Genomic DNA, 19,908 nt, shown 5'->3' on the forward strand with positions numbered 1-19,908 from the left:
TTGATGGAGGTATAAACAATGAACAACAAATATTTCACGATTCAACAAGCAGCGGAAGGTATCTGGGGTGCTATTTCGGTACCTGGTAGTGGTTCTCTGGGGAATGCGGCAATTATTGACCTTGGGGATTTGACCGTTGTTGTGGACACAACCAACCTACCGCATTCTGGTGCTTTGTTACGTCAATCCGCAGAGCAATTAACGAATAAACCAATTAAATATGTGATCAATACTCATTTCCATGGAGATCATGTCAACGGCAATCAGGAATTCATGGAAAGTGATTTTATATCTACCGTTTGGACAAGAGATTTGCTATCTGAAATGGGTAAAGTGAATATTGATCTAATGCAACAAAACATTCAGAAGTTAATAAATAGCCTGCATCAAGTACATTCACAAGAAAAAAATCCGCACATGTTAACCGAAATCGGTTATGATCTTTCTGTGCAGAGAGCTCTATATAATGCTATCCCTTCCCTTCGTAGAGTGATACCCACGATAACTTTTGACGATAAACTAGTTATAAAAGGAGCAAAACGCACTGTCGAAGTTTTATCCTACGGAGGCGGCCATTCTTTAAGCGATGCCGTTGTTTACGTGCCTGAAGAAAGAACCTTAATTGCTGGTGATTTAATAACCAACAAGACGATTCCGGTCATGCCATACGGTAATCCATACGCTTGGATACGCATCCTAAAACGCATTCAAAGAGATCTGAAGGTAGATACTGTTATTCCCGGGCATGGGGATGTGTCCACTCCAGATAAAATTCTAGATGTCATTCGCTTTTTAGAAAAAACGATCGCTTATGTGTCTGAAGCTGCGACGAGCGGAAAACCAGAGTCTTACTGGTTAAATGAAGGTGTACTAAATGGTTATGAAGATTGGCATCTAGCTCAGTATTTCAGATGGAATTTTCGCTGGCTCTTCAATACAATGCTTGTTCAAAATAATAGATGAGACACAACTAGAACTCCCTTTAACTCCACCAAATTCAAAAGGCCAGTTCTGAATGTCAAACCGGCGGCACGTTTGGGTATTTTCAAACGTAATTGGCAGTCTACTTGTTAGGTTAACCTGCTCGTTAGCTTAATGAAGCAACGTCAGTCTAATACTTTATTTTTCAGTCTAGAACTTTATTTTCTTTTGACAATAGCGGCAGTATGGACATGAGGTTGATCCATGCTGCCGCTATTTTTCTGTTTTCTGGGAGGAATATGCCTAACTTACTTGCGAGCGAAGGTGTTATTTTTGGTGATTTTTTCGGTATTCGGATGGAGTTACCTTGTTGACCGTTTTGAACATCTTGGAGAATAGGAGTACATCTTTATACCCTACAGACCGAGCAATATCTCCGATTTTAAGGGAAGTATTTCTTAATAGGGAGCACGATTTTTCCATCCTCAAATGTAATAAAAATTCCTGCGGTGACTTATTGAGTTGCTGTTTAAATAAACGATGCAAATACGAACGGTCAATTGAAATGTACTTAGCAATATCACTTACGGTAATGAAGTGTGAGTAGTTTTGTTGAATGAAGAGAAGCGCTTCTTTAATATACCGCTGCTGTCTTACCTCAGGGTTGACTTCCTGATTAGGGTAAAGTTCAAACATCAGATACAGAAATTCATACAGCTTGGATGTAAGCAACAGGTCTTTGTTGGATTTCAGCGTAGAAGAAACCACGATGCTCTCCATACAGCGGGCAAGGCTGCCCTCCGCTTCAAACCGGAAAATGGGATTGTCCCTATGGATACAGGTCCGGCTTAGATATTCTTTTGCTTGCACCCCATTAAAACCAATCCAGGCATATTCCCATGGGTCAAGCTCATCCGCTTCGTAGTAAATTAAAACCTTCGGTTCAATAAAGAAAGCATCGTTTTTCTCCAAATGATAGATTTTATCGTTGACTTTAAAGATCCCTTTTCCTTTTAAAATAAAATGCACCATATATCCGCTTCGAATGGCTGGACCATAAGAGTGTTTGCTGGTACAGCTCTCTTTGCCACATGTGTATAGATTGAGATCCAGATTGTTATAGGAATGATTGGAAAAATGCGAACTCATTTGGTTTCACCCCTTAATTCATCTCTGCATATTATCACACTGTTTCATATAGAGTCTACATTATTCCATATAATTATTAAAACTATTCAATTATTATTAGAATGTAAACGATAAGCAAACAACATAATTTATACTTTTTGAAAATATTACTATTGGCGCTACAAGGGGGTCACTATGGCTATAATCATCGATAAAGAAAAGCTTTTATTCCATTTACAAGGCAGCAATACCAGTTATGTCATGCAGGTTATACGAGGTGGTTATTTATCCCATCTGTATTGGGGAAAGAAAATTCAGAACTATCGGGGGAGCAATAAAATCATCTTTATGGATAGAGGATTTTCGCCCAATCCCGATGGCGAGGATCGAGCCTTTTCACTGGATACCATCCCACAAGAATATCCGTCATTTGGGAATAGTGATTTCAGGATTCCTGCGTATCAGATTCAATTGGAGAATGGTTCTACCGTGACCGATTTTCGGTATAAAGAACATCGGGTTTTCCAAGGCAAACCAAAATTGAAAGGGCTTCCTTCTACGTATGCAGAGGATGATGGCGAAGTAGCAACACTGGAAATCGTCCTTGAAGACCCATTAATTGATGTAAAGGTTGTACTATCCTATAGCCTATATCAAAAGCGGGATGTCATTACCCGTTCAGTCCGTTTCGAGAATGAAGGTCGGCAACAGCTAAAACTGCTTAGAGCGTTAAGTGCCAGTGTGGATTTTCGAGATGATGAATATGAACTCATTACCTTGTATGGTGCGCATAACAATGAAAAAAATATAGCAAGGCGAAAAATTGTACCCGGAATTCAAATGGTAGACAGCTGCCGTGGCGCTAGCAGCCCTCATCAGGCACCCTTTATGGCACTTGTAAGAGAAGGGACAGATGAAGATCAGGGCGAAGTATACGCCTTTAATCTGGTGTACAGCGGGAACTTTACGGCCCAGACGCAGGTAGATTCCTATCGGAACACTAGAGTCACGATGGGGATTAATCCTTTTGATTTCACATGGCTGCTTGGACCGGAGGAGTCGTTCCAAACGCCAGAAGTGGTCATGGTATACACCGAAAATGGCTTGGGCGGCATGTCGAGAATTTATCATGAATTATACAGGAACAGATTATGTCGTGGACCATTTCGTGACAAGGAACGGCCAATCCTGATTAATAACTGGGAAGCTACCTACTTTAACTTTGATGCCAACAAGATTGAGCAGTTGGCGAAGGAAGCTCAAAGTGTGGGAGTGGAGCTGTTTGTATTGGATGATGGGTGGTTTGGAAAACGAGATGATGACAATACTTCATTAGGCGATTGGGTGGTGGATCGTCGCAAACTTCCAGATGGATTGCCGGATCTTGCAAACCGCATTCGAAATCTGGGTATGGAGTTTGGTTTGTGGTTTGAACCTGAAATGGTATCCATAGACAGCGACTTATACAGAAAGCATCCCGATTGGTGTATCCATGTCCCTGATCGTCCGTATACGTTGGGAAGAAATCAGCTTATGTTGGATTTATCGAGGAAGGAAGTGTGTGAATACGTTATTAAATCGGTTTCCGATATTTTATCGGATGTTCCAATTACTTATGTAAAATGGGACATGAATCGTCACATGACGGATGTGGGTTCGGCAGCCTTGCCACCTGAGAGACAAAGGGAGACTGCGCATCGTTATATCCTGGGACTCTATAATATTATGGAAGAGCTTACATCAAAGTTCCCCAATGTCTTATTCGAGAGCTGTTCTAGTGGAGGAGGCCGTTTTGATGCCGGCATGCTCTATTACATGCCTCAGACCTGGACGAGCGATAATACGGATGCCATTTGCCGACTGAAAATTCAATGGGGAACAAGTCTTGTCTACCCGCCAATTACCATGGGGGCACACGTTTCCACAGTACCCAACCATCAAGTGGGTAGAATAACTCCCTTGGAGACAAGAGGTTATGTCGCCATGGCCGGGAATTTAGGATATGAGCTGGATTTGACGACATTAACCGTTGAAGAAAAAGAAGTGGTGAAAAAACAGATAGCTCTATATAAAGAAATGAGATCGCTCATTCAGTTTGGAAATTTTTACAGAATGATTAATCCGTTTGATGAAAATGAAGCCGCATGGAGCTTTGTGTCAGAGGATCAAACGGAAATGGCGGCCAGCTATTTCAAGGTTTTATCCCAACCCGCTGCCGCGATTAAAACGTTAAAATTCAAAGGTTTGAATCCAGACTACGTTTATAGAAATGTAGAAACCGGTGAGCTGTTCGGCGGTGATGAATTAATGCATGTTGGCATAACGCTTGCCAGGGTGAAGCAGGACTTTTTAGGCATGTTCTGGAGATTTGTTAAAGAAGAGATCTGATTCAGCTAGAGGAGGGTTTACTAGATGGAAGCAAAAGAAAAGCGGTATAAGCACATTTCTCAAGAAATTTTAAAATATATCGGTGGTGAAGAGAACATTATCGGTGTGGCCCATTGTGCCACAAGATTAAGAATTGTACTTGAGGACAATGAAAAAGCGGAATTAAAGAAGATTGAAGATATTGATCTGGTTAAAGGTGTTTTCATAGCGGGGGATCAACTGCAGATCATTTTTGGAGCAGGGTTGGTCAATAATATCTATGCCGTGTTCTCCAAACTGACCGGAACAGAAGATATGTCATTAAGTGATGTCAAATCAAAGTCCGCACAAAAGCAAAATCCTTTTCAAAAAGCCATTAAATCGCTGTCAGATGTCTTCATTGAGATCATGCCGGGAATTCTCGCCGCCGCATTGTTAATGGGGATAACCGGGCTGTTAGGTCAGAAGGGGTTATTTGGTCCTAAATCGATTGTGGAGATGTATCCAATTTTTCAAGGGATTAATCGCTTTGTTCAAATCGTTTCCACGGGTATTTTCACCATCCTGCCGCTGCTTGTTGTTTATTCTGCAACCAAGAGATATGGCGGTCGTCCTATTCTGGGGCTTGTGCTGGGTGCGATTATGCTGCATCCGGCCCTGGCGGATGCCTTTGAGGTAGCTAAAGGGAGTCAAAATCCGGAATCGATCAGTCTTTTCGGCCTTCCCGTACAGTTGGTTGGATTTCAGGGTGGTATTATTATTGCTCTAATGATGGGATACGTGGTAGCCAAGTTGGATCAGTTTTTTAACAAAAAGGTTCCAGACATGATTAAATTATTTTTGGCTCCGTTGCTGACGGTCTTTGTTTCTTCCCTGCTATTGTTCACGATTATCGGCCCTCTTGGGCGAGAGTTGGCCAGTCTGGTCACCGTTTCGCTGCTTTGGATGACGCAAAATCTTGGAATATTCGGTTTTATGTTTTTTGCAGGCATTCAGCAGATCATTGTTATTACAGGCTTACATCATGTTATGGGTGCGGTAGAAGCGCAGCTGTTAACCGATACAGGCAGAAATTTTATCAACCCATTGGCATCAGTAGCTTTGATGGCTCAAGGGGGCGCCGTTTTGGGGTATATTCTTTTGAATCGCAAAGACACTAAAGTTAAAGAAATGGGTTACTCTGCATTCGGGTCTGTACTTTTTGGAATCTCGGAACCCGCGATCTTTGGGGTCACTTTAAAGTATAAGTTCCCCTTAGTTGCTGGATGCCTCGGAGGAATGGTTGCGGGAGCATATGTATATTTAAGTAAACTGACAGCCATAGGATTCGGAACCACGGCTCTTCCGGGCTTTGCAATTGCAGCGTCGGATAATCACGGTCATATCAATTATCTTATCGCTCATCTTATTGCCCTGTTATGTGGAGCATTATTTACATTGGCTTACGGTGCTATCAAGAGCAAGAGGTCACGAGCCTGAACCAAAAGAACATTAGCAGGTTGAAAAAATTAAGCTTTTATGAAAACGGTTAAAGGAGAGAATATTTGTGGAATGGACAAGAGAGCATAGATGAAAAATTAAAAGGGCCGTCCTCCGTCGTTATAAACGACCGAGGATGGCCCTAACTTTACATAGGTATGCATGTACATTCGTTAAAGCTAATCGATGCCACCATCGCTTTCAATCAGCCCTTTGCCGATTACATTGGCCGAAACCGGAGGCTTGCCGAGCTCCCGAGACCATATGGACAACTGCCCAATATGGTGGATTTGGTGGGCAATGACATGGCGCATCACCTCGCCCCAGGCATCCATTACAATTCTGCCGTCCGGGAGGTGATCTTCAAACCTTTTCCGTTCCAGACCATCATGCCAGGCGAGCACGAACGGCTCGACATTGAGTCGAAACTTCGCATCCAGCTCACGGACCTTGTCGAGCGTATCATACAGAGAGAAGTCCTCCTGAAAGTCGGGTTTGCCCTGAATCGTTTGAATCCAGCTCCACTCCACATCAACGATATGAAAGAGTGTCTTTAGAATGCCGCCGACTCCGCCGACGCGTTGTTTCAGTAATTCCTCCTGCGACACCTCTTCACACCAGCGGTACCATTGTTCCCGAATCATCCAGTTGTAACGAAAAAAAGTCTGCATCCATCAACCTCCAGAGCCATATTTGAGAATCATCTCCACCAGTTTACCATGGAATGCCAAAAGGGCTGTCTCATTCGTAGAAAATCTACTTTTGAGACAGCCCTTATTATAGGATAAGAATGTTGCTACTGGCTTATTTCTTTGCAGCCGCGTAACGTTTGTTGACTTCATCCCAGTTGATTACATTGTAGAAAGCTGAAATGTAGTCTGGGCGTTTGTTTTGATATTTCAGGTAGTAAGCATGCTCCCAAACGTCCAGTCCAAGTACCGGAGTCAGACCTTCAAACAGCGGGCTATCTTGGTTTGGAGTGCTAGTGATCGCCAGTTTGCCGTCTTTGCCGACAACCAACCAAGCCCAGCCGCTACCAAAACGAGTTGTAGCTGCTTTAGTGAAGTCTTCTTTAAATTTGTCATAGCCGCCCAGTTCATTGTTGATTGCTTCAGCAATTGCACCTGTTGGCTGTCCGCCACCGTTAGGACCGATAACTTCCCAGAACAGGCTGTGGTTGTGATGTCCACCACCGTTATTGCGAACCGCAGTGCGGATGCTTTCTGGAACGCTGTCCAGATTAGAGATCAGATCCTCCAGGCTTTTGCTTTGCAGTTCGGGAGCGCTCTCCAGAGCTGCGTTCAAGTTTGTAACATATGTGTTATGGTGACGATCATGGTGAATTTCCATTGTCTGTGCATCAATGTGCGGTTCCAGTGCGTCTTTTGCGTAAGGAAGTTCTGGTAATTGAAATGCCATAGTAAATCCCTCCTGGTTATATGGTTGGGTAAGTGTTCCTATGTAATAATACCCTCGACAGTTATATTAAACCGCATTCAGCCTATTTAATCAACATTTTTGTTTGTAAAATAGCAAACTGGGCAATACGGCCTGGTAGATAGCATGTCCAAAAACCCGCTTAGAATACACAATACATAGGTAATAAGAGGTAAATTGTGAACATTAAAATGTAAACGCTTTATATACAGCGCTTACATGAGAAAAAGGGATGTATTCCGTCAAAAAGTATGGTTTAATGGTCAAGGAAGCAGAAATTTCGGCTTTTTTGTCGTCTGCTATAATCTGTCATGTCTATGACATGACGAACTTGAGGGCATACACCCTTTTCCTGTTCTTCATTTCATATATAGCAGATCGTATGCATTTTTATCATAATGCCTTGTGATTAACACCATGATAAGAAATTTAAGGATTTATGTAAAAATGACGGTGCTGTCTCAATTTTTTTATTATGCTTACGAAAAGGGAGATATTACTTATGCACGTTCGTTCCTTTCAATTAAGTGATGTGAACTCAGTAACGGAACTCATGCAAATTGCCTTGTCAGAGGAGTGCTACAAAGAGACGGTGAAAGCATTTGCCCGTCAGCTTTCGTGGGATTCCGGTTTGATTATCGTTGCAGAAGAAGAGGGAGAGATCGTGGGTGCTTTGATCGGCACGATCGATCAGAATGATGGTTGTTACTATCGTATCGCTATTCACCCGGATCGTCGTCGGATGGGAATCGGCAAATCGCTTGTGGAGTCCATGGAGCAGCGTTTTCAGCAACGTAAGGTTAGCCGTATTTGGGTAGCAGGGGACAAGCATAACAGTGTGGCCATGCCTTTGTACGAAGCGATGGGCTATGGAGCAAGCCAGATTTTACAGGCTTTTCAGAAGCTGAGTATTTTGGCGCCTCATTAATTGGAAATCGAAATAAAGAGAATTGAATAACATTAAGTATAATATTTACATTTAGAGCATATCTGAGTAACCGTTGCAATCGGGTACGGGATATGCTTTTCTATTTATAACAGGGTTGAGGAGGTTTAATTATGGACGCTTTGGCTCCTTCGTCAGGCCCGCCTCCCTCGCCGGAAACGTCCAAACAAGCAGGTCGCTCTGGTTACATACGCGATTGGTTAGTCACTCTTCTGATCGCTATGGTCGTCTTGCTGCTTCTGAACCTGTTTGTATTTAACTTGTCCACGGTCAGAGGACATTCGATGCAGCCGACGCTAATGGAAAGCCAGCATTTGTTCGTTAACAAGCTGGTTTATAATTTTCATGATCCGGGCAGGGGGGACATTGTGATTTTAAAAGATCCCGATTCCAAGCTGTCGAGCCCAAGATTTTTAGTGAAAAGAGTCATAGGTATTCCCGGAGATGTAATCCGAGTTGAACATAATCATTTGTATGTGAACGGTGAACTGCTAAATGAACCTTACACCAACTCTGACGTGGAGGATGGTGATTATGGTCCTTTTACGGTGGAGCCGGGGCACTTTTTTGTCATGGGAGATAATCGCCATACTGCAGCAAGCAAGGATAGCCGCTATTTTGGCAGCATTAAATCTCAAGATTTACTGGGACGTGCAGAATTTATATTTTGGCCGATATCTGAGTGGAAGTGGCTATAGAGCAACTAAAGTCTGAAATCAAGGAAAGGAAGAGGATGATGAAAGAAGTGATGGTATATACCGACGGTGCTTGTTCGGGAAATCCGGGTCCTGGGGGCTGGGGGATCGTTCTGCTGTATGGGGAGCATCGTAAGGAGCTGTCAGGTGCCGAGAAAATGACGACAAACAACCGTATGGAGATTAAGTCCGTGATTGAAGCACTGAAGCTGCTCAAGGAGCCTTGCCATGTGAAAGTACACAGTGACTCTGCCTATGTCGTCAATTGCTTCAAACAGGGCTGGATTAAGAACTGGCTTCGTAATGGCTGGCGCAACAGTAAAAATCAGCCAGTGGAGAATAAGGAATTATGGGAAGAGCTGTGGGAACTGATGGGTAAGCATGAGGTTGAATATGTGAAGGTTAAGGGGCACAGTGACAACGAACTGAATAATCGTTGTGATTTTCTAGCGACCAGTGCTGTTAAAAATTTACGGTAGCATCTGCTGCTATTTTCTGTTGAAATTTGAGATATGAGAATTTTGCAAATTCTCATATCTGTAATGATAAAAAGTGGAAGAGAGGTGAGTATCGGATGCAACGCGGATTGACTCAGGCGGCTGCCGGAACCGCTTCGACTTGGGCTTCGCTCAAGCAGGAAATTATTGAGGCGGCTCCAGGGCTGGGTATCGACTCCATCGGGTTCGCATCCGCCGACCCCTTTCTGTCTCTGAAAGCTATATTGGAAGAGCATCGTGCGAAAGGCTATGAATCCGGCTTTGAGGAGCCAGATATTGATAAGCGGATCTACCCGGAGCTGTATGGCTCACAGCCTGCATCTCTGATTGCTATTGCAGTGGCGTATCCTTCCAAAATGAAGGACCCGCCGAAGTCGGACAAGGGGAAGTACCGTGGTATTTTGGCGCGTTCAGCCTGGGGGAAAGATTATCATCTGGTACTACGCGAAGCGATGGAAAAGCTTGAGGCTTTTATAAGCGAGCGGGTGCCTGATGCCATTATGAAAAACATGGTGGATACCGGAGAACTGTCGGATCGAGCCGTTGCGGAACGCGCAGGGATTGGTTTTAGCGGCAAAAATACGATGATGATTTCACCGACACTGGGATCATGGATTTATCTGGGGGAGCTGTTGACGAACATTCCTTTCCAGCCAGATGAACCGGTTACGGATGGTTGCGGAGAGTGCACCAAATGTTTGGATGCCTGTCCTACGGGCGCGCTTGTAGGTCCTGGACAGCTGAATGCCCAGCGGTGTGTGTCCTTTTTGACGCAAACGAAGGGCTTTTTGGACGAGGAGTTTATGCTGAAAATAGGGAATCGGCTGTATGGATGTGATACCTGCCAAATGGTATGCCCTAAAAATCGGGGTCTCAACTGGGATCACCATCCCGAGCTTACACCCGATCCTGAAATTGTGAAGCCGTTGCTGCTGCCGTTATTGGATTTGAGCAACCGTGAATTCAAAGACCGATTTGGACAAAGTGCGGCGGCTTGGCGGGGGAAGAAGCCCATTCAACGCAATGCAGTCATTGGTCTTGGCAATTTCAAGGATGTTAGCGCGGTGCCCAAATTGACGGAGGTTTTATTGGATGATCCGCGTCCCGAGCTGCGAGGCACGGCGGCGTGGGCTTTGAGTCGAATAGGAGGGGAAAACGCTATGACAGCGATCAAGCAAGCATCAGAGAAGGAACAACATGAGCAAGTACGCGAAATGATCGCACAGGCGCATTCCAAGCTAGAGGAACAAGAGCAGGCAGAAGAGCTAAAGGCATCTGAATTATCAAAATCAGAAGTAACGGCCGGGGATTCACAGAGTCCAACCACCATTTATTATGATGAGATGGAGACACCTGTGGGCACGTTAACGCTGTGCGCTACGGATCGGGGGCTGTGCCGAATAGACTATGGCGTTTTTCATGCGAAGGAAGCACTGCTTCAGCAATGGGCCCGAACATGGATTGGGGAATATGTCTATGTGCAGGAGCCGGAAAAGCTGCGCGAAGCTGCGGACCAACTGCGTGAGTATTTTGCCGGAGAACGGCGGGAATTTAGTATAGCTTATGATTTGAGAGGGACTCCTTTTCAAGAGCAGGTGTGGCGTGCACTGCAAAATATTCCGTACGGACAAAGTGTGTCCTACAAAGATATTGCGGAATCGATCGGACGAGCCAAGGCAGTACGTGCTGTGGGTGGAGCCAATAACAAAAATCCGTTACCCATTCTGTTTCCATGTCACCGAGTATCGGGTGCTAACGGAAGTTTGGTCGGTTATGCTGGAGGCTTGCCAGTCAAGACGAAGTTGCTGGATTTGGAGAAACAATAAGGACATATGTTTGCAAAAAGTGATTTGCTAGCTGTCCCATGTTTTGCTATGATAGGTTCGTGTGTAATTCAAGATGTTTCATATAAATATACAGAGGTGACGACTTCGTGGTGTGGAATATTGTCATTCCGATTATTACCCTGATTGCTGGTTTGGTTGGGGGATTTTTCATCGGTGCTTATTATCTTCGTAAACAGCTTGAAAAGATGCAAAACGACCCTGAAACGCTGCAAAAAATGGCCAAACAGATGGGTTACAACCTGAATGGGAAACAAATGCAAAAAGCCCAGCAGATGATGAAGAACCAACAGTTCTCCAAAAATCAGCCTGGTCCGCGTAAAAATCAGGGCCGTCGGAAATAATGAGCAACGTGAGTACGGATGCCGCATGAGGTTGCTGCATAGAGGAGGATTACTGTGGCTGGCGTAAAAGATTATATTAACCGCAAAGCTGCGGATAACCGGGATAAAATCGAGTACCATGTGGAGCAGATTTTACAACTGATCGGTGAGGACCCCAAGCGTGAAGGGTTGTTGGAAACACCGGCACGCGTTGCGCGCATGTATGAGGAAATATTTGCGGGTTATGAGGTTGATCCCCGGGATGCGCTGGGTGTGACATTTGACGAGAATCACGAGGAGCTTGTGATCGTGAAGGACATCGTCTATTACAGCCAGTGTGAGCACCATATGGCTCCTTTCTTCGGAAAAGTGCATATCGGCTATGTACCCAGCGGCAAAATTGTAGGATTGAGCAAGCTTGCACGCCTGGTAGAGGCAGTGACCCGCCGATTGCAGGTACAGGAGCGTATTACTTCACAGATCGCTGATATTTTAAATGAAGCGGTCTCCGCTCACGGGGTTATGGTAGTCGTAGAAGGCGAGCACCTGTGCATGTGTGCAAGAGGTGTCAAAAAGCCTGGTAGCAAAACAGTAACGTCTGCGGTACGCGGTACGTTTCGTGATGATGCAGCGCAGCGCGCAGAGTTTCTGTCGCTGCTTAAGGATTGATCGAACATCGCAAGACGTTTATGTGATGAACAAAAAAGGGTGGTTTACGCATAGGCGTAGCCACCTTTTTTTGTTAACATCAGATATAAACGACGGGATAGCCGCCTTAAAATTACGATTAGCCTATGGATAACAGTTATTTTTATAGATAGGGGATAACGTATGGAGAATGTACATAGATCAACAGAAAAAACAACAGCTTTGCCTGAGTTGCAGTGGTTTGAAGCACCACTTGCGGACACTCAGGAGGACGTTTTGTCTCCGCTGGCTTGGGAGGAGCTGGCCTGTCGGCAAGTAGGGAAAGGAGCTGCACCCATTTTGCATCTTTGGCGGCATCCGTCAGCGCTTGTGATCGGTCACCGGGACCGCAGGCTCTCTTACGCCCCACAAGCGATGGAGCGAGTGCGCAACGCGGGAACTTCGGTATGCGTACGCCCCTCAGGTGGAGCAGCCGTCATGCTGGACAGGGGGGTGCTGAACCTGTCCTTGATCCTGCCGAATCCACAGCGGGCCATCAGCCTGCATGAAGATTTTCGGCTCATGGCAGGGCTAATTGCCGATGCGCTGGTTCCGTGGTCTGGCGAGGCGCAGACCGGAGAAATCCCCGGGTCCTTCTGTCCCGGGGATTACGATGTCAGCGTCCGGGGCCGCAAGTTTTGCGGCATTGCACAGCGACGTCAAGCCAAGGCGTATATCATCACAGCCTTCGTGATGATTGAGGGCAGCGGTGCAGAGCGTGCACAGGCGGTACAGCAATTCTATACAGAGGCAGCCGGAGATACGTCGACAGGCGTGCAGCAGCAGGATTACCCCCGGGTGAATCCAGCAACGATGGGTAGCCTGGCAGAGCTGGCTGGAGTGCCGTCTGTTGAGGCGTACACGGCATCTCTGCGCCGTGTCGTCGAGAGCCAGACAGTCATTTTACCTGCCGATAGCTGGCTGGTACAACCGGAAGGATGGACCGAACAAATGGCAGCGCTCAGAGAGCGATACGATTTGCAGGTGTAGTTTGTCTTTAGCTTAGAAGCCTATTAGTGCGTGTTCAAAAAGTCGGCTTTTCAGGACCGAGAAAGTTGGATGAAGCTAGGGACTGAGTAGCGGAGCGTAGACAGATCTACGTGAGCAACGGAAGGCCCGGCTGAATTCAAGATTCGACGTCGAATCCGCTTCTTGAATAGCTTCGTTATGGAAAGACGACTTTTTGAACAACCTCTAGAAGGGTTGCCATCTCAGCTTGGAGGCTTGATCGTAGCGTGCTTCCACTTCAGGCCAGTTAACGACATGCCACCAATCCTCAATGTATTTGTTGCGCTCGTTTTGATGCTTTAAGTAATATGCGTGTTCCCACACATCTATCGCCAGCAGCGGAATGGACTCCCATTGAGTCAGATTCTGGTGCTTTTCGGCCTGCAAAATTTCAAGCCGTCCCGCGCGCGGACTCCATACCAGGATCGCCCAGCCGCCACCCTCGACCTTTTCGGCTGCCGAACTGAATTGTTTTTTGAATGCATCGTAGCTGCCAAAATCTTTTTTAATCTGTTCAGCCAGCGGTCCGCTTGGGTTTCCACCGCCTTGAGGACTCATGATCGTCCAAAAAAGAGTATGCAGATAATGGCCTGCGCCGTTGAATGCCAGTTCGCGTTCCCAATGTTTTACGAGATCAAAATTACCTGTTTTTCGGGCTTCTTCCAGCTTCTTTTCCGCTTTATTCAGGTCATTCACATAGCTCAAATGATGCTTGTCATGGTGAATGCGCATCGTTTTTTCATCAATATACGGTTCAAGCGCATTATAGGGGTAAGGGAGCGGTGGGAGTCGATGTCCTCCAATAGGAACCGACCGGCCGATTGAGGTTTTTTCCGTTGCCGAAGGTTGAGCCTGGCTGGATTTGACGCCTTTAGTCGTCCATGTGCCTTCTCCCCTTATGCCTGCCTGACGTTCTCGAAACGCTTCCTCTGGGTAATTCTCACCCTCTGTCGCTACATGATACAACCCAGCAGCCCTTGCGATGGAGCCAGGTTCTTGAAAGGGGGTTGTCGAGATTAGGAAATATTGGCTTTCATGTGCCGCGTGTAATACAACTCCAGCGGATTTTGGCTGCTGACGCAATGCATGACTGTGCTCGCTCAGCAGACCGAGCTGCCGTACATACTCCTGTGACTGGCGGTTTGCGGTTTGTAGCAAATCGTCCAATCGACGATTTAATTCTTGTGAGTCAGGCTGAGCGTTTAATGCTGACTCTGACGATGGCATCTTTACAGATGATGATGCGTCTAATCCCCTTGACTGTTTTGGAGGTTCAGTGAATTCGTGTGTATGTGCTTGTGGGGCAGCCGACAGCTGTTTCCATTCCTGATGCCACGCCTGATCTGCCGGATCAAGTGCGCTCCGTTGCTCTTCAAGCAACTCTATGGCGGTGCGTTCCGTCTGTTCGAATACAGTCCGCCAATCATCCAGCAGCCGTACATAAGTAGGCTCCAGTCCCTCGGTAGCGGATTTAATCACTTCCACATGCCAACTTTCCTGCTGCTTCCAATGCCGAATTTCCTCCAGCACACGTAAGGGCAGGAAAGACCCATAAGTACTCAGCATCGTTTTATACCTCCCGTATCCCACTATGGCTATCCGGCGGATCTGGCAGATCTGCCCTGGATGCATACGTACCCAGTATATTCGCTGTCCTATCGGGAATATGTCTATGAACTCGCTTAATTTGGTCACATCTGTTACGTAGAACAAGAATACCATGGTAAACGAAAAAGAAGCCCAGCTACGGCACGGGTTAGTGTCCGTAGGCAGGCTTCTTCAAGGTGAAGAATTAAATACAGTTTTTTTGAAAAATAATTCTTTACTTTGTAGTCGTTTGTTTGTGGGCATCAGCGATCGTTTTCTTGTCCTCCAGCTCCTGTACACTGCTTAGAAACGTCGATACCCGCCGTAGATATTCACGGGGATGCTCTCTGAAAATAAGCTCATGTATTCCGTTTTTGACAATCCATACACTGGAAAGTGGGTTGGTTTGATTGGCAGCGAGCTTTTCCGCAATAGGATAAGGAGCCTTTTCATCCTGTGTACCATGCACAAACATGATCGGGAACGGATAGTTTTCCTTTTTAACCTCCTGATATGGAATCTGATGCAAGCTGGTGCCGTTCAAGACTGGAAACAGCAACTCCAGAATTTCCAAAGACGGATGTCTTGGCAGGTTAATTTGATTGTGAATGTTATGGTACAGCGTATCCGGCTCCAACAGGAAAGTGCTGTCCAAAATCATTGCGTCCACATCCTTGGTTTGCAAGCCCGCCTGAAGAGCGGTTCCTGCCCCCATGGAGAAGCCCCATACGATAATCTCCGACGAGCCGCGTTGCTTCGCAAGCTGGATCGCTCCGAGAAGCTGCTGGGATTCCGCTTTGCCTCCGGTTGCGACTGATTTGCTGTTTTGTGACGCGAATCCATAATCGAACATGACCACATTAAAGTTCAAACTGTGGGCATAATGCGCCAGATCATACATGGGAATCCAGCTTTCTTCGCGGTTAGCTCCATAACCATGGCTGAAAATAATCGTTTTCCGCGATTGATCCGCCGGGATATACCAGCCTTGTACCATGCGGCTACCATCCTTGGCAGGGAAGCTGACTTCCTCATAAGGCATGTTTTTGGCCTGCATCGGATTAGAGTACAGCGGCGCGACGGTAGGATTCGTAAGTACCCATGCGATGTAAGCATGCAAGGCAATAAAACAAAACAACAGAAAAAAAACGACCGACAGCAGCAGAGCAATCACAACGTGCTTGAACCGCAGCAGACGGGGATTAAAGAGTGGGGTGGACGGCTCCTGAACAGCGGTCTGTAGCTGAGAGTTGCGCTGGGATGTAGAAATCATGTAAGAGCCTCCTTATATAAAATTGATCCTCGTTTCAATAGAATTTAGGTATAATTCCACTTGAAAATGATAGTGTATATCCGTATAGATACCTATTATCGTATGATGGGGGTTATCCAAAGTCAACGCCTGAACCGGAAAAGTAAAAATGATGCAAAGAATTGTCGATGTTTGTTCTCGTTCTGTAATATGGTTGTCACAAAAACATCGGTTTACAGTAGCCGCGACTATTCTATATAATTTATGTAACCATGTTTCATAGTGTGAAACGAATATGGATACAAGAGGAGCGGTTCACGAATGGAAGACCGTAAATTAACCGTTCGCGCTGTAGAGCGTGCACTTGATATATTGCTGTGTTTTACCGCAGATTCGGATCTTGGCCTAACGGAGATTGCCTCCAAAATTGGTCTACATAAAAGCACGGTTCATCGGCTGCTGACTACGTTGGAGGATCGGGGCTTTGTCGTTCGGAATGCCGAAACGGAAAAATATCGACTTGGCTTCCGCATTTGGGAGCTATCCACACATTTGTCCCAAAGTGACGAGCCGGCGGTGTTGTTACAGCCTGCAATGGAAGGACTGCGTGACCGTCTGGGCGAAACGGTCAGCTTGTACTTACGGGACGGCAGCATGCGTATTCGCATACAAGCCGTGCAGAGCAATCAGGCGATCCGCAGGGTTGCGCCTGTGGGTGCGCGTATGCCGCTGGCTGTAGGAGCCTCCAGTAAGGTGCTGGCTGCCTTTATGCCGCCGCAGGAGCTGGAAGCCCTGCTAAGCGGGAATGAATGGCCGCCCTCGGTAGACGCGGAGGTCTATAAAGCCCAGCTGCAGGACATTCGCGAGAAGGGCTATGCGACCAGCTATGAAGAACGGGAGCCAGGGGCCGCTGCTGTGGCCGCACCAATTGTGAACCGGAAGGGACAGGTCACTGCGGCTTTATCTGTATCCGGTCCGGTCAGCCGGCTTGCACCCGAGACGCTACATGACTTTGCTCCGATTTTGATCGAAGCGGCTAAGGAAATGGGGCTTATGCTTCCGTAACAAGAATGAATGCAGTTGAAGCAAGCAAAGTGATTTGGTGAGGAGCGTCTTCTTGCTAAATGGAACCTAGAAGGGTTGCCAAAGCCATAAATTTGAAGTAGTCTGATAAGGATGGCGGGATGTCTGTTATGTCCGCCTCATGTGAATAGAAGTATCGCAGTTACTGGGGGAGCCTGTAATGCCGGGCTGAGATGGAATCGTGTAAGATTCCGGACCCTTTGCACCTGATCTGGATCATACCAGCGTAGGGAAGTAATCGGCCATTGAAATGTATACGCAGCTGCTGTCTACGGTGACGCATTGGAATAGGATTATTCCACATGTGCACGGTCTGGATAGCTGCCTCGTTAGATTAGCCGGTTCCCTCGGGAACCGGCTTTTTTGCATAGATCAGCGCCACCCTGGGAATGGTTCCGGATCGGTGTGTCATTTCATCGAAACAGGAGGAATGGACAATGAAGCCGACAGAAGTAGAAGGAACAAAAGGAACAGAATTTAAATCAGCAGAAGTAAGGTTGGCAGGAACAAGGGAAGTTGGGGTAGAGAAGACAAACGGGGAGCAAGCCAGTGGGGTAACGCCCTTTCCAGGGAGCCGTAAGGTATATATTCAAGGCTCGCGGCCGGACATTGCCGTCCCAGAGCGGGAAATTGCTCTTCATCCTACACATACGCCGCAGGGCACGGAGCATCATGAGCCATTGCGTGTGTACGATACGAGCGGTCCCATGACTGACGAAGCCTATCAGGTCGATATCCGTCAGGGCCTGCCTCCATTACGGCGAGCTTGGGCACTGGAACGGGGCGATGTGGAGGCTTACGAGGGACGCGCCGTCAAACCGGAGGATAATGGACTGAAACCTGGCTCCAAACGGGAGACAGTTGAATTTCCCGGCGTGACCAACCGTCCGCTTCGTGCTTCGCAAGGTCGTACAGTGACGCAAATGCATTATGCACGGCAAGGGATCATTACGCCCGAAATGGAATTTGCGGCGATCCGCGAAGGGGTGGAGCCTGAGTTTGTACGGCAGGAATTGGCGGCTGGACGAGCCATTTTGCCTTCGAATATCAATCACCCGGAAAGTGAGCCGATGGTCATTGGGCGTCATTTTCACGTGAAGATCAATGCGAACATTGGTAATTCTGCGGTTACCTCCTCGATTGAGGAGGAAGTGGAGAAAATGACCTGGGCTGTGCGTTGGGGCTCGGATACAGTTATGGACCTATCCACAGGCCGTAATATCCATACCACACGTGAATGGATCATTCGGAATTCTCCTGTACCGATTGGAACTGTGCCGCTGTATCAGGCACTTGAAAAGGTGAACGGCGAAGCAGAAGCGCTGACGTGGGAGTTGTATCGCGATACGCTGATCGAGCAGGCGGAGCAGGGAGTGGACTATTTTACAATTCATGCGGGTGTATTGCTGCGGTATATACCGATGACGGCGAATAGAATGACGGGAATTGTGTCCCGTGGCGGGTCGATCATGGCAGCCTGGTGCCTTGCGCACCATCAGGAGAATTTTTTGTATACACATTTTGAAGAAATCTGCGAAATTATGAAAGCCTATGATGTGGCCTTTTCTCTCGGGGATGGTCTACGTCCAGGTAGTATCTATGATGCGAATGATGAAGCACAGTTTGCAGAGCTGGAAACGTTGGGCGAGCTAACGCAAATCGCATGGAAGCATGATGTTCAGGTCATGATTGAGGGGCCGGGACATGTCCCTATGCATAAAATCAAAGAGAATGTGGATTTGCAAATGGAGATTTGTAAGGAAGCTCCTTTCTATACCTTGGGACCGCTCACGACGGATATTGCCCCCGGATATGATCATATTACCTCAGCCATCGGGGCGGCGATGATCGGTTGGTTCGGGACGTCCATGCTGTGCTATGTTACGCCTAAGGAGCATTTGGGTCTTCCGAATAAGGATGATGTCCGTGAGGGTGTCATTACCTACAAAATTGCGGCACATGCTGCCGATCTGGCGAAGGGCCATCCACGGGCGCAGCAGCGGGATGATGCTTTGTCCAAGGCACGCTTTGAGTTCCGCTGGCGGGATCAGTTCAATCTGTCGCTTGATCCCGAGCGGGCCTTGTCCTACCATGATGAAACGCTACCAGCAGAGGGAGCCAAGGAAGCACATTTTTGCTCGATGTGCGGCCCCAAATTTTGTAGTATGCGCATCACGCAGGACATTCGCGCCTATGCAGCGGATAAGGGGCTGAACACCGAAGAAGCAGTGGCCGCTGGGATGCGTGAGAAGGCAGAGCAGTATCGGGATGGCGGTCAGTAAAACGAATGTGTGAGTTTAGGAACGCATGAATCAAAAAAAGCCGTGGTTCTCTACAGTCGATGTAGGAAACTACGGCTTTTTGGCTTATGTAAAGCGAGTCATGCAACCGGATAAACGGCGCCTTATTTTTTACCCATTTTTTCATTCAAAATGTCCTGAAAGCTGAGCTTCTTCTCCGAGCTATCTTCTTTCTTCTGCATACTCACCGCGTTGGCACGTTGGTATTGGTGGTGAAAGGGCATCAGGGTGTGGACGGTTAAGTTCATTGTATTCATGTAGATCATTCCTCCAATTCCATATTGTCAAATTCAGATTGAGTTGCTTAGGACGTCTGTATAGGACTATTTGTATGTACTTGATGTCGCAATGCTA

Annotated in this window: 18 protein-coding genes and 1 riboswitch; of the genes, 12 read left to right on the plus strand and 6 right to left on the minus strand. The window is 46.8% G+C overall.

Annotated elements, in window-relative coordinates; genetic code table 11:
• Positions 1–18 precede the first annotated feature (18 nt).
• On the plus strand, positions 19–963 hold the full coding sequence (locus MKY75_RS03560; protein ID WP_318627575.1) for an MBL fold metallo-hydrolase: 945 nt from the start codon (positions 19–21) through the stop codon (positions 961–963).
• Positions 964–1,248: 285 nt separating this feature from the next.
• On the opposite strand, the gene MKY75_RS03565 is transcribed toward MKY75_RS03560, so the two are convergent.
• Positions 1,249–2,070, minus strand: a complete 822-nt coding sequence (locus MKY75_RS03565) for an AraC family transcriptional regulator (protein ID WP_039270637.1) — start codon at positions 2,068–2,070, stop codon at positions 1,249–1,251.
• A 174-nt stretch (positions 2,071–2,244) separates the two neighbouring features.
• Between MKY75_RS03565 and MKY75_RS03570 the strand changes: the two genes are divergently transcribed.
• Both MKY75_RS03570 and MKY75_RS03575 read left to right on the plus strand, forming a co-directional pair.
• On the plus strand, positions 2,245–4,437 hold the full coding sequence (locus MKY75_RS03570; protein WP_340884338.1) for an alpha-galactosidase: 2,193 nt from the start codon (positions 2,245–2,247) through the stop codon (positions 4,435–4,437).
• Positions 4,438–4,461: 24 nt separating this feature from the next.
• Positions 4,462–5,895: a PTS transporter subunit EIIC gene (locus MKY75_RS03575; protein WP_340884340.1), complete on the plus strand. Its 1,434-nt coding sequence runs from the start codon at positions 4,462–4,464 to the stop codon at positions 5,893–5,895.
• Between the two features lie 179 nt (positions 5,896–6,074).
• Here the strand turns inward: MKY75_RS03575 and MKY75_RS03580 are convergent, their stop codons facing one another.
• Both MKY75_RS03580 and MKY75_RS03585 read right to left on the minus strand, forming a co-directional pair.
• Positions 6,075–6,566, minus strand: coding sequence for a DinB family protein (locus tag MKY75_RS03580; RefSeq protein ID WP_029515787.1), 492 nt, complete (start codon positions 6,564–6,566; stop codon positions 6,075–6,077).
• A 133-nt stretch (positions 6,567–6,699) separates the two neighbouring features.
• Positions 6,700–7,314 (minus strand): superoxide dismutase, encoded by a 615-nt coding sequence (locus MKY75_RS03585; protein ID WP_029515786.1) that lies wholly within the window; start codon positions 7,312–7,314, stop codon positions 6,700–6,702.
• Positions 7,315–7,834: 520 nt separating this feature from the next.
• Between MKY75_RS03585 and MKY75_RS03590 the strand changes: the two genes are divergently transcribed.
• The 7 genes from MKY75_RS03590 (at position 7,835) to MKY75_RS03620 (ending at position 13,314) form a co-directional block, all read left to right on the plus strand.
• Positions 7,835–8,260, plus strand: coding sequence for a GNAT family N-acetyltransferase (locus tag MKY75_RS03590; protein ID WP_029515785.1), 426 nt, complete (start codon positions 7,835–7,837; stop codon positions 8,258–8,260).
• 131 nt (positions 8,261–8,391) lie between these two features.
• Positions 8,392–8,976 carry a signal peptidase I gene (gene lepB, locus MKY75_RS03595; RefSeq protein ID WP_029515784.1) on the plus strand — a complete coding sequence of 195 codons (585 nt, stop codon included), beginning with the start codon at positions 8,392–8,394 and terminating at the stop codon, positions 8,974–8,976.
• Positions 8,977–9,014: 38 nt separating this feature from the next.
• Positions 9,015–9,452, plus strand: a complete 438-nt coding sequence (gene rnhA / locus MKY75_RS03600) for a ribonuclease HI (RefSeq protein ID WP_023986996.1) — start codon at positions 9,015–9,017, stop codon at positions 9,450–9,452.
• A 95-nt stretch (positions 9,453–9,547) separates the two neighbouring features.
• Positions 9,548–11,296 carry a tRNA epoxyqueuosine(34) reductase QueG gene (queG, locus tag MKY75_RS03605; protein WP_340884343.1) on the plus strand — a complete coding sequence of 583 codons (1,749 nt, stop codon included), beginning with the start codon at positions 9,548–9,550 and terminating at the stop codon, positions 11,294–11,296.
• Positions 11,297–11,403: 107 nt separating this feature from the next.
• The gene (locus MKY75_RS03610) at positions 11,404–11,658 is read left to right on the plus strand and encodes a YneF family protein (RefSeq protein ID WP_013308742.1); all 255 of its coding nucleotides are present in this window, start codon (positions 11,404–11,406) and stop codon (positions 11,656–11,658) included.
• A 54-nt stretch (positions 11,659–11,712) separates the two neighbouring features.
• Positions 11,713–12,306 carry a GTP cyclohydrolase I FolE gene (gene folE, locus MKY75_RS03615; RefSeq protein WP_013308743.1) on the plus strand — a complete coding sequence of 198 codons (594 nt, stop codon included), beginning with the start codon at positions 11,713–11,715 and terminating at the stop codon, positions 12,304–12,306.
• A gap of 162 nt (positions 12,307–12,468) precedes the next feature.
• Positions 12,469–13,314, plus strand: a complete 846-nt coding sequence (locus tag MKY75_RS03620) for a lipoate--protein ligase family protein (protein WP_340884345.1) — start codon at positions 12,469–12,471, stop codon at positions 13,312–13,314.
• Between the two features lie 204 nt (positions 13,315–13,518).
• On the opposite strand, the gene MKY75_RS03625 is transcribed toward MKY75_RS03620, so the two are convergent.
• Both MKY75_RS03625 and MKY75_RS03630 read right to left on the minus strand, forming a co-directional pair.
• On the minus strand, positions 13,519–14,898 hold the full coding sequence (locus MKY75_RS03625) for a Fe-Mn family superoxide dismutase (protein ID WP_029515780.1): 1,380 nt from the start codon (positions 14,896–14,898) through the stop codon (positions 13,519–13,521).
• Between the two features lie 256 nt (positions 14,899–15,154).
• Complete coding sequence (locus MKY75_RS03630; protein WP_029515779.1) at positions 15,155–16,192, minus strand: alpha/beta hydrolase; 1,038 nt, start codon at positions 16,190–16,192, stop codon at positions 15,155–15,157.
• A gap of 300 nt (positions 16,193–16,492) precedes the next feature.
• On the opposite strand from MKY75_RS03630, the gene MKY75_RS03635 reads away from it, so the two are divergent.
• Together MKY75_RS03635 and thiC are read left to right on the plus strand one after the other, a co-directional pair.
• A complete protein-coding gene (locus tag MKY75_RS03635) occupies positions 16,493–17,236 on the plus strand; it encodes an IclR family transcriptional regulator (protein WP_039270658.1) in 744 nt (247 codons plus the stop codon).
• Between the two features lie 155 nt (positions 17,237–17,391).
• A riboswitch (TPP riboswitch) is annotated at positions 17,392–17,504 on the plus strand.
• Between the two features lie 187 nt (positions 17,505–17,691).
• Positions 17,692–19,536 carry a phosphomethylpyrimidine synthase ThiC gene (gene thiC / locus MKY75_RS03640; protein ID WP_069011280.1) on the plus strand — a complete coding sequence of 615 codons (1,845 nt, stop codon included), beginning with the start codon at positions 17,692–17,694 and terminating at the stop codon, positions 19,534–19,536.
• A gap of 122 nt (positions 19,537–19,658) precedes the next feature.
• On the opposite strand, the gene MKY75_RS03645 is transcribed toward thiC, so the two are convergent.
• Positions 19,659–19,811 (minus strand): hypothetical protein, encoded by a 153-nt coding sequence (locus MKY75_RS03645; RefSeq protein WP_010348453.1) that lies wholly within the window; start codon positions 19,809–19,811, stop codon positions 19,659–19,661.
• Positions 19,812–19,908 lie beyond the last annotated feature (97 nt).

Source organism: Paenibacillus sp. FSL L8-0663 (assembly GCF_038008125.1).
Lineage (GTDB): Bacteria > Bacillota > Bacilli > Paenibacillales > Paenibacillaceae > Paenibacillus > Paenibacillus polymyxa_D.

What these genes read in the sequence shown, in the direction of transcription:
- rnhA (WP_023986996.1), top strand. Translation starts at nt 9,015, where the DNA reads ATGAAAGAAGTGATGGTATATACCGACGGTGCTTGTTCGGGAAATCCG.
- MKY75_RS03580 (WP_029515787.1), bottom strand. Translation starts at nt 6,566, where the DNA reads ATGCAGACTTTTTTTCGTTACAACTGGATGATTCGGGAACAATGGTAC.
- MKY75_RS03635 (WP_039270658.1), top strand. Translation starts at nt 16,493, where the DNA reads ATGGAAGACCGTAAATTAACCGTTCGCGCTGTAGAGCGTGCACTTGAT.
- MKY75_RS03590 (WP_029515785.1), top strand. Translation starts at nt 7,835, where the DNA reads ATGCACGTTCGTTCCTTTCAATTAAGTGATGTGAACTCAGTAACGGAA.
- lepB (WP_029515784.1), top strand. Translation starts at nt 8,392, where the DNA reads ATGGACGCTTTGGCTCCTTCGTCAGGCCCGCCTCCCTCGCCGGAAACG.
- MKY75_RS03620 (WP_340884345.1), top strand. Translation starts at nt 12,469, where the DNA reads ATGGAGAATGTACATAGATCAACAGAAAAAACAACAGCTTTGCCTGAG.
- queG (WP_340884343.1), top strand. Translation starts at nt 9,548, where the DNA reads ATGCAACGCGGATTGACTCAGGCGGCTGCCGGAACCGCTTCGACTTGG.
- MKY75_RS03630 (WP_029515779.1), bottom strand. Translation starts at nt 16,192, where the DNA reads ATGATTTCTACATCCCAGCGCAACTCTCAGCTACAGACCGCTGTTCAG.
- MKY75_RS03565 (WP_039270637.1), bottom strand. Translation starts at nt 2,070, where the DNA reads ATGAGTTCGCATTTTTCCAATCATTCCTATAACAATCTGGATCTCAAT.
- MKY75_RS03575 (WP_340884340.1), top strand. Translation starts at nt 4,462, where the DNA reads ATGGAAGCAAAAGAAAAGCGGTATAAGCACATTTCTCAAGAAATTTTA.
- thiC (WP_069011280.1), top strand. Translation starts at nt 17,692, where the DNA reads ATGAAGCCGACAGAAGTAGAAGGAACAAAAGGAACAGAATTTAAATCA.
- MKY75_RS03625 (WP_029515780.1), bottom strand. Translation starts at nt 14,898, where the DNA reads ATGCTGAGTACTTATGGGTCTTTCCTGCCCTTACGTGTGCTGGAGGAA.
- MKY75_RS03570 (WP_340884338.1), top strand. Translation starts at nt 2,245, where the DNA reads ATGGCTATAATCATCGATAAAGAAAAGCTTTTATTCCATTTACAAGGC.
- MKY75_RS03560 (WP_318627575.1), top strand. Translation starts at nt 19, where the DNA reads ATGAACAACAAATATTTCACGATTCAACAAGCAGCGGAAGGTATCTGG.
- MKY75_RS03585 (WP_029515786.1), bottom strand. Translation starts at nt 7,314, where the DNA reads ATGGCATTTCAATTACCAGAACTTCCTTACGCAAAAGACGCACTGGAA.
- MKY75_RS03645 (WP_010348453.1), bottom strand. Translation starts at nt 19,811, where the DNA reads ATGAATACAATGAACTTAACCGTCCACACCCTGATGCCCTTTCACCAC.